The sequence below is a fragment of the Methanobrevibacter sp. genome (genome assembly GCF_036307625.1).
Lineage (GTDB): Archaea > Methanobacteriota > Methanobacteria > Methanobacteriales > Methanobacteriaceae > Methanocatella.
In genome coordinates, this window is record NZ_JAXJXF010000019.1 from 1 (window position 1) to 8906 (window position 8906).

Consider the following 8906-nt stretch of genomic DNA (forward strand, 5'->3'; position numbering starts at 1 on the left):
ATTTTATTATCCATTTTCGGAGATAAAATATTGAATGTTCCATCAATTGTTGGCAGTGATGGTAAAAACGTGGAAATACCTGCAACTGTTTCCGATGGAGTAAATGAATACAATTTAAATAAAGACAATTTGACATTGACCGTGACATACGTTAATGAAACTGGAAATAAAACATCAGAAATAATTAATGAATTCACAATCGAAAACAATACTATCAAATTTGCATTAGATAATCTAAAATATGTCGGTGCAACTGTTAATGTCAATTATACTGAAGCAAAAGAACCTAAAAATGTAATTATTAAATATACAACCCTCATTAATGCTAATGATGTTACTCTTCGAGAAGAGGAAGATAAAAATATTACCATAGCTGTTGTTAGCAATGACAACATATTAAATATTACTGAAAAAGATTTGAGAATTAATGAAGTAAATAAAGAACTTAAATTTAAATATGCTAATGGTACAGTTACAATTACCGATCCATTAACAAGAGGAAAACATAACTTAACCATAAAATATATTGGTAATGGCACATACATGGAATCATTCAAAAATATTGTAGCAAATATTTATGGAAATCTCACCATTATAGTAGATGTATCCAGCTTAAATATTAATTCCACTAAAAAAGGAGAAGTAAAAGTTAACATTACCAATGGTATTAACAATACCGCATTTACTGTAGACGATATTACATTAGATGCATCCACTAAAAATGGAAACAATACCACAGCAATCAATGTAAAAAGTTTTGATGTTGTTAATGGAACAGTTATGTTTGAACTTGAAAACGGTGATTTTACCACAGCTAATTTAACAATTACATACAAAAATGAAACTTCAAAAACCATTACATTAAATAGAATCTACAATGCAAAAATTGAAACTCTTGTAAGTTCAAACCAATACAAAAATGGTGCTTACAAATTCAAAATAGTCGATATTGACGACAGTACTACCAGTTTAAAAGGTATTAGTGTAAGTTTAACCACTATCGGAAATATTAGAGCCGGATTCAGTGCAGTTATTGATGATAAAAATACTGTTAGTTACTTAACAAAGAACTTGTATGAATTTGATAATACCAACAATACTTTCGCTATGAAAGAATTTGAAGTTGGAAAACACCCTGTTGAAATTTCAACCAGCGGAGCTTTAAAAACTTCAACTATCAAACTTAATTTAACTGTTACAAAAGCAGAAATTAACATTAAAATTGCTAACTTTAAGGAAGAATATGGAACCAATAAAAACGTGACAATTACCGTTACAAGCAAAGTTGATGGAGAACCTGTTCCAGGAATCATCCTTCATTTAAACATGCCACAAACAAGCGGTAAAGACTATTACTTCCAAACCGATGCAAACGGTCAAAGTAAAATTTCAGTTAAAAGTTTAGTTGGTGGAGATTACGATGTAACCGTAACTAATAATGACACCAAAAACATCAAAAATACAAAAGCTACCGGTAAAATTACAATTGTTCCAAAATCAGTTGTAATCAATACAAAAAGCGTAACTATAACATACAATAGTGGAAATACAGCAACCATTAAAATTACAGACAAAAAAACTGGTAAAGTTGTACCAAATGCAATTGTGCTCGTACAATTATATACTGGTTCAAAATCCAAAGGATATCTTTTCCAAGCAACCGATAAAGGAGTTGTGAAATTCGCAGCATCATTATCAGTTGGAAAACATAAAATGGTTGTGCAAACTGCAGATACCAGATACAAAGCATCTACAGTAACCAAATATATTACTGTTAAAAAAGCTAGTGCAAAATTCAAAGCACCTAAAGTAACTACATATTACAAAAGCGGAAAATATTTCGCCATAACTTTAGTTAACTCTAAAAATAAACCTGTTTACGATGCTAAAGTAAACATCAAAGTATTCGTTTCCAAAAACAGATATTACAACTACAAAGGAAATACCGGTTCAAATGGTCAAATCAGACTTTCATTAGATAATTTAAAACCTGGAAGTTATAATGTTGTCATTGAAAAAGGTGAATCCAAAAACTATACCGCAAAACAAGCTACTTCCAAAATTGTTATTAAAAAAGCTCCAACAAAATTAATTCCTGCGAAAAAAGTCGCTAAAAAAGGAAAAAAGGATTACTTTAAAGTTACTGTTAAAAATACAAAAACTAAAAAAGTAATTGCTGGAGTTAAAGTGAAAGTTAAAGTTTACACCGGCAAAAAATATAAAACTTACACACTTAAAACCAGTTCAAAAGGAATTGCAAAACTCAATACAAAATCCTTAAGTGTTGGAACCCATAAAGTTGTTGTAAGTTCCGCAAATAAATATTGTGTTGCAAAATCTGCAAAATCCACAATAAAAATAACAAAAAAATAAAATCAAAAGAGAATTAACTTTCTCTTACTTTTTTTCTTTTTCATACTTTGCATAAAAACCATCAGTATCAGCATATATCGCATAAAAACCATATTCTTCGGCTTTTTTTATTGATGATTTAATATATTGTCTTCCCCAGGAAGTAATGGCCTTTGCACATTCAAAAGAATACCATCTGAATCTAGGAAAACCATAAATACCATACATTGTATTGGCCAATCTCTTAATAGCTTGCTGTTGTACATTTAAAGATCTTTTTTCGGTTTCATCAGTTGATGCTTTCATTTCACGCTTTATTCTGAATCGTTCTTGCAAAATTTTATCAATCACTGACGGAATGAATCCCTGAGGATTCTTCTTAAACTTTAAACCATGTTCCGGAGAAATATTATACTCATCCTCATTTTCAACATCTCCTAAAACCATCACATCAGGAGATATGTTTTTTGAGATGATAATACTTGGATACAGACTTCTAAAATCGAATTGAACTAAATTTTCATGAAGACCAGTTTCAGGCTCTCTTACATATCCTCCTTCATTATCTTCAGCATTAGCGCGGTCTGCAAAGTTAGACCCCTGTTTATTTGGAACAACTTCTTCATCAAAATAAGCCTGCTTTACTAAAAACCATTCTGCCTGTTGACCGGTTGCCATACGACTAACGTCAAATAAAGGCTGACCTATAATACGAGTAAGTTCTAGATTAAGTGGCAAGGTTTGTTCTGCAATTTTTAAAGTGGAGATAACATCGTCAAGAGAATAATCAAATAAGTTGTCCAATTCTTCTCCACCATTGTCCCAAAATTCCCAAATTCTTTCACCGGGAACATCGATTTTTTCCTCACCGAACAGCTCATAATAGACACGCTCCAAAGTGTATCTTTCAAGAGACATGTATCTCCTCATGACAAGATATAAATCAACATGAATCAGACCCTTTAGAGAGGCTGCATTTGCATAACCTCTTCTGATATATCTAACTTCAGACCCATCCATTCCAATATCTAAATCGACGCCCAATAGTTTAGCCCTATCTTTAAGGTAAGGGAAATCAAAATTATCTGAGTTATATCCAACAATAATATCAACATTATTATCCTTAATAATTTTTACAAATTCCCTAATCATCTCCTTTTCAGATGCAACCTGATTGACAAAGTTTTCACGACTTTCTGAATTTGTTTTTGTGGAAATAACCTGATTGACACCGAAATTACTGGCCACCCCAATCATGATAATTTCATCTTCTTCGGAATTAGGCATTCCATGAGGATTTCTAACTTCTAAATCGAAACTCAAAATCCTGAATTTCTGAGGATATTCAGGAACACGCCTTAATTCTTCAGTCAGTTTAATGATTTGAACATCATGTTTTTTTGAATCCAAATTTAAAAAGGAATCCAGTTCCTCACCGACGGCTGTAACTTCAGTCATAGGAATTACATCACGATCCATCAGATATCTTCTGTAAAATGGAATATCAAATTCCCTAATTTGAATAACACTCTCAAGATCCCTTAGCTTATCCCTATTTTTTGCAAGTTCCTGAGGATGTTTAAAGGTAACCTTGATAAAATCTTTTTCGATTTGAAAATCCTTTTTTGTTACTTTTTCAACAGAGACAACATCTAAATTTTCCTGAATTTCTTCAATGCATTCATCAAAATCATCACAAACAACATATAGGTATGGTTCAAATGTGTCATCAATTAAAATAACATTTTCATCCCCATTTTTCGAAAATAACCTAATAACCGGTTTGTCCTCATATGTTACATAATCTATATCCAAAATAACAACATTTTTCTCCATTTAATCATCACCAAGAAGATATTCTTTTCTGTAACAGTCTAAAACCTCATAAGTAATTCCCAATATCAATGGGCCTACAACAAAACCAACGATTCCATATACCAATGGACCTGCTAAAAATCCAATCAATAATATCAATGGATGGATATCTGCATAATGACTTGATAAGGCAGGTCGGATATACATATCTACTGTGCTCAAGAAAAATCCAAAGAACAATACTATAACCGCTCGAATATAATTTCCTGAAGCTACATCAATGAAAAACAATGCCCAGTATATCGGCCAAGGCCCAAATACTGGAATTAATTGAAGTATGCCTGTCAGTACGCCTAAAAAGATACCGAAAGGATAGCCTAAAAGAGAATAACCTATGCATCCAAAAATACCAATTATGACTGAAGTCAAAAAGTGTCCATAAAAAATGCTTTTCAATACATCCTCTACTGAAGATACAGTTTTATCAAAGAATTCCTTAGAATCATCCGGGACGAATGATCTTATAAATTCCAAACAGTTTTCACCATCACGGACAAAGTAAAACACTGAACAGACCAAAATAAATAAGTCCAATGTGACATTTGCAAACTTGCCTACAAACTTGACAGAATAATTTAAAAGATAACTACCGACATTACTAATTACTGAATCAAGATATGAATTCAGAGAATTGACATCGACATAAGATGGTAGATAAGATGAAATTTGAGACATCACTGAATTGACATCAGTATTCGGATTATTGGCCAAAATCCAGCTGACAAATATCGATAATTCAAATACAATATAAAATAATAACAATATCAGTGGTATCAGCACCACAACCATTGCAAGCAAAATAGAAATTGAAGAATATTTTAATTTAGATTGGATTTTATTTGCAATTGGTCGGATTCCATAAGCTAAAATAGCTCCTAAAATCACCATATTTAAAACAGGGAATACAAACATCAATGAAATTATAACAAGAAATATTACCAACAATACTGGAGGATTTAAATAATTTTTAATGTTTAACCCCATATTTCAACCACCATCTAATATTTAACGCCAGATGCATCTCTTCTATATTTTGCGAATTCGTCAATTTTATGAATTTTTTCATTTTCAAAAACAGGTCCTTCAACACATATTCTCCAACCTTCACTGTCAACACAGCATTGTCCACACACACCAAGAGCACATTTCATATATCTTTCAAGAGAATATTGTGCAGGTATGGACGCATCTTCAAGGATATCGAATATTCCTTTCATCATTATCTCAGGACCACAAACAAATGCATAATCATAAGTCGAAGTTTCAAGTAAATCACTAAGACAATTTGTAGCAAATCCTTTAAATCCAAAACTTCCATCATCAGTACAGTGATGAATAGTCGCACCCAACTGTTCAAGTGAATCGGCATACAATAACTCATCCTTAGTTACTGCAGCTGCAATGACTTCAACATTATTGCCTTTTTTAATCAAATCAGAAGCTATCGCATTAATTGGAGCCATACCAACACCCCCACCAATAGCAATAATGTTTTTACCTTCAAATGAATTATCAAATCCATTACCATAACTTCCACGAATACCAATTTTATCCCCTACACACAACTCATGAAGTTGTGAAGTAAACTTACCGATATTTTTTACAGTAATAGCTAATTCATTATCGTTAATTTGTGAAATTGACATTGGCTTTTCATTTTGAAAATTCCAAACCATGACAAATTCACCAGGGTTTGGACGTCCCAATTTCTCCATATCCCAATCAAATTTAAAAGTTTTAATTGTAGGAGTTTCATCAATAATTTCTTTAATTTCAACGATTTTTGGTTCATTTATCATGTTTACAACTCCCTGTGTGCAAGTCCTACCATTTCATCAATTGATGAAAATCCTTTCTGCTTCATGAAATTTTCCAATCCATGATTTATGTTTGAAAACACTTCAACACCTTCATCCATAATGGCAGTTCCGATTTGCACTGCCCTTGCACCGGCATAAATAAATTCAACAACATCTTCAAAAGTATAGATTCCACCAACACCAATTAATGGAATATCAACGGCATCATAAACAGAATAAACATTTCTAATAGCTATAGGTTTTATAGCCTTACCGCTCATTCCCCCAAATTTGTTTGATAAAACCGGACGAGCAACATCAATATTGATTTTCATTCCAGGACCCAATGTGTTAATTAATGACAATACGTCAGCACCTGCATCTTCACAGGTTTTTGCAATTTCAGTAATATCCGTTACATTTGGAGTTAATTTAGCTATAATCGGAACTTCAGAAACATCTTTTGAAGCGGAAACAATTGTATGGGATAAGTTACAATCCTGACCAATTGATGCACCATAACCTTCCATAGCATGAGGACATGAAATGTTTAATTCAATCATATCAACATATCCCTGAACTTCTTCGACCAATTTGGAAAATTCCTCTGGAGTTGCACCATAAATAGATGCAATAACAACATTATTTTCATGGTCAATCTTTTTTAGTTCCTCTTTAAAATTCTCAACACCAGGATTTGAAAGACCGATGGCATTAATTATGCCTCCATCAACTGCAACAGTTGTAGGATTTACATAACCCGGATGAGGATTTAAAGAAAATGATTTGGAAACTACTCCTCCTGCACCAGATTTTAAAATCCAATTCATTGATGAGGCATTGCTTCCCATAATTCCTGCAGCCAACATCAACGGATTTCTAAATTCCACACCACAAATATTTGTCTTTAACATAATACCAACTTTGTAATTAATTATTTAATTAGTTTTTGTAAAATTATCAATAATTTCTTGATATTTTTCATTTTGTAATTTCAAGCTAATAACATTAGTTTTATTGGATTTAATTATTTCCTCTTTGGATTTGATTAAATTATCAATATGAGCATCCTGTTTTTCGATAATCATGTCCTTTTGTTTTAACAAATCTTCATAACTTTTAGAAATTTTTCTTAATTGAATCTCCAGGTTTTCACTATTCGATTTGATTTGATGTTTATAGTCATCTATTAACGTCCTCAAATATTTTACCTGATCGTGCTTATCTTCAATTATACTTTCTTTTTCAACAATTTTTTCCTGCAAATCATCCAATTCTTTTAATCTGGCCTTGTCATAATCTATTTTTGTATCCAGCTTATCTTCCAAATTCTTATTTTCATATTTTAACTTAGTAGAATAAAGCTTCAATTTATTAATTTCTTCCTTTTTCTGTTCAAGCTCCATATTGAGTTCATCAATTTCAGCATTTTTTAGTTCAATCTCATTTTTTAAATCTCTAAAACTTTGTTTTGACATAATTACAAATCCGAAAATAGAAAATTAACTATCTATAAAAATAATTTGCATTTTGATTAAATTAAATTTTTTTATAAAAATACTTATTAGAAATAAAAAAAATATTTTAATTTATGCAATGTTATATAACTTACTGCATCAAGGGATTTTTAGCTTTTAACAGTGACAACGAATTAATATCTGAAAAATTATTTCCAGAAGATGAAATAATCCAAAGGTTAGCAGAAATTAACGATAAAAAAATCGTTGAAGAGGAATCCGAAATCATTAAAGAAGTTTTAAAAGATTATGATGAAGTTATTATTGAATCCAATAAACGATTATCAGATTATAATAATGATAAAATCACAATTCAAACTCCCAACCAAGCAGGAGAATATTTAAGAAGCAATTATGATAAATTCAACCTGAATTCCGAAGACATTACTGAAATTTATCAAAATTTAGCGATTTATAAAATCAAAAAAGAATCTGCAACCGAAGACAAACACTTAATCCAGGCCATAAATTCCATTGATGAAATAGATGAAACAATTTCCAAATTAATTGAACGTATTAGAGAATGGTATGCATTATATTTCCCAGAAATGGATGTTATTAAAAATAATGAGACATATATCAGATTAATCTCTCAAAATAAAACAAAAGAAGAGATTCTAAAAGAAAAGCCTGATGCATTTCCAAATAACATGATTGACCTTGAAGATGACATTAACAGCGAAGATTTGGAAATAATGAACAATTATGCAAATTCCATCCACGAACTTCAAAAATCAAGAAAAAATATTGAAGAGTATATTGACAAAAAAATGGAATCCATCGCTCCGAATTTAAGGCTATTGGTAGGACCAACATTAGGAGCCAAGTTAATTTCCCATGCAGGAGGAATTAAAAGGCTCGCAATGTATCCTTCAAGCACTGTTCAAATAATGGGTGCTGAAAAGGCACTATTCAGACATTTGAAAAGTGGAGACAGACCTCCGAAATATGGATTAATATACCAACATCCACAGGTTCGAGGTGCAAACTGGTGGAATCGTGGGAAAATTGCCAGAATGCTTGCAGGCAAAATATCCCTAGCAGTCAGAAGAGACGTTTTTACAAAAACCATTGGTGAAAATGTTTCAGAAGAATTTAAAGAGAAAGTTGAAGAAATAGAAAAAAATAATCCATTCCCTACAAAAACAACTAAAAAAAGAAAAGAAGAAAAGTCCAAATCAAGAAGGAAACGGAAAAAAGGGAAAAAGAAAAGGAAAAGGAGATAATGCATGAAAGTTTATTACAAAGATGGAAATGTTGCAACAAAAAATTTGACTCCGGGAATTTCAGTTTACGGTGAAGAATTAATCAAGGAAGATGATGAATACAGAGTATGGAATCCCAGACGTTCAAAATTAGCAGC

The 8906-nt window shown here is 31.5% G+C and carries 8 protein-coding genes; 3 read left to right on the forward strand and 5 right to left on the reverse strand.

Features of this window, described 5'->3' with window-relative positions:
• The coding region (locus tag UIB65_RS00810; RefSeq protein ID WP_330039257.1) for a hypothetical protein at nt 1-2373 on the forward strand (2373 nt) is incomplete at its 5' end.
• Between the two features lie 24 nt (nt 2374-2397).
• Here UIB65_RS00810 and UIB65_RS00815 read toward each other — a convergent pair.
• From UIB65_RS00815 to UIB65_RS00835, 5 genes are read right to left on the reverse strand one after another with little or no spacing between them, the layout of a single operon-like run.
• Nucleotides 2398-4188 (reverse strand): DNA-directed DNA polymerase, encoded by a 1791-nt coding sequence (locus UIB65_RS00815; protein WP_330039258.1) that lies wholly within the window; start codon nt 4186-4188, stop codon nt 2398-2400.
• Entirely contained in the window at nt 4189-5211 is a 1023-nt protein-coding gene (locus UIB65_RS00820; RefSeq protein ID WP_330039259.1) for an AI-2E family transporter, read from the reverse strand.
• 14 nt (nt 5212-5225) lie between these two features.
• On the reverse strand, nt 5226-6026 hold the full coding sequence (locus tag UIB65_RS00825; protein WP_330039260.1) for a dihydroorotate dehydrogenase electron transfer subunit: 801 nt from the start codon (nt 6024-6026) through the stop codon (nt 5226-5228).
• Between the two features lie 2 nt (nt 6027-6028).
• Complete coding sequence (locus tag UIB65_RS00830; RefSeq protein WP_330039261.1) at nt 6029-6940, reverse strand: dihydroorotate dehydrogenase; 912 nt, start codon at nt 6938-6940, stop codon at nt 6029-6031.
• Between the two features lie 24 nt (nt 6941-6964).
• Nucleotides 6965-7504, reverse strand: a complete 540-nt coding sequence (locus UIB65_RS00835) for a glycosyl transferase (protein WP_330039262.1) — start codon at nt 7502-7504, stop codon at nt 6965-6967.
• Between the two features lie 113 nt (nt 7505-7617).
• Between UIB65_RS00835 and UIB65_RS00840 the strand changes: the two genes are divergently transcribed.
• Nucleotides 7618-8769, forward strand: coding sequence for an ATP-binding protein (locus tag UIB65_RS00840; RefSeq protein ID WP_330039263.1), 1152 nt, complete (start codon nt 7618-7620; stop codon nt 8767-8769).
• Between the two features lie 3 nt (nt 8770-8772).
• Nucleotides 8773-8906, forward strand: a 134-nt coding sequence (locus tag UIB65_RS00845; RefSeq protein ID WP_330039264.1) for a fibrillarin-like rRNA/tRNA 2'-O-methyltransferase, incomplete at its 3' end; no start/stop codon positions are given.

What these genes read in the sequence shown, in the direction of transcription:
- UIB65_RS00825 (WP_330039260.1), bottom strand. Translation starts at nt 6,026, where the DNA reads ATGATAAATGAACCAAAAATCGTTGAAATTAAAGAAATTATTGATGAA.
- UIB65_RS00835 (WP_330039262.1), bottom strand. Translation starts at nt 7,504, where the DNA reads ATGTCAAAACAAAGTTTTAGAGATTTAAAAAATGAGATTGAACTAAAA.
- UIB65_RS00815 (WP_330039258.1), bottom strand. Translation starts at nt 4,188, where the DNA reads ATGGAGAAAAATGTTGTTATTTTGGATATAGATTATGTAACATATGAG.
- UIB65_RS00840 (WP_330039263.1), top strand. Translation starts at nt 7,618, where the DNA reads ATGCAATGTTATATAACTTACTGCATCAAGGGATTTTTAGCTTTTAAC.
- UIB65_RS00830 (WP_330039261.1), bottom strand. Translation starts at nt 6,940, where the DNA reads ATGTTAAAGACAAATATTTGTGGTGTGGAATTTAGAAATCCGTTGATG.
- UIB65_RS00820 (WP_330039259.1), bottom strand. Translation starts at nt 5,211, where the DNA reads ATGGGGTTAAACATTAAAAATTATTTAAATCCTCCAGTATTGTTGGTA.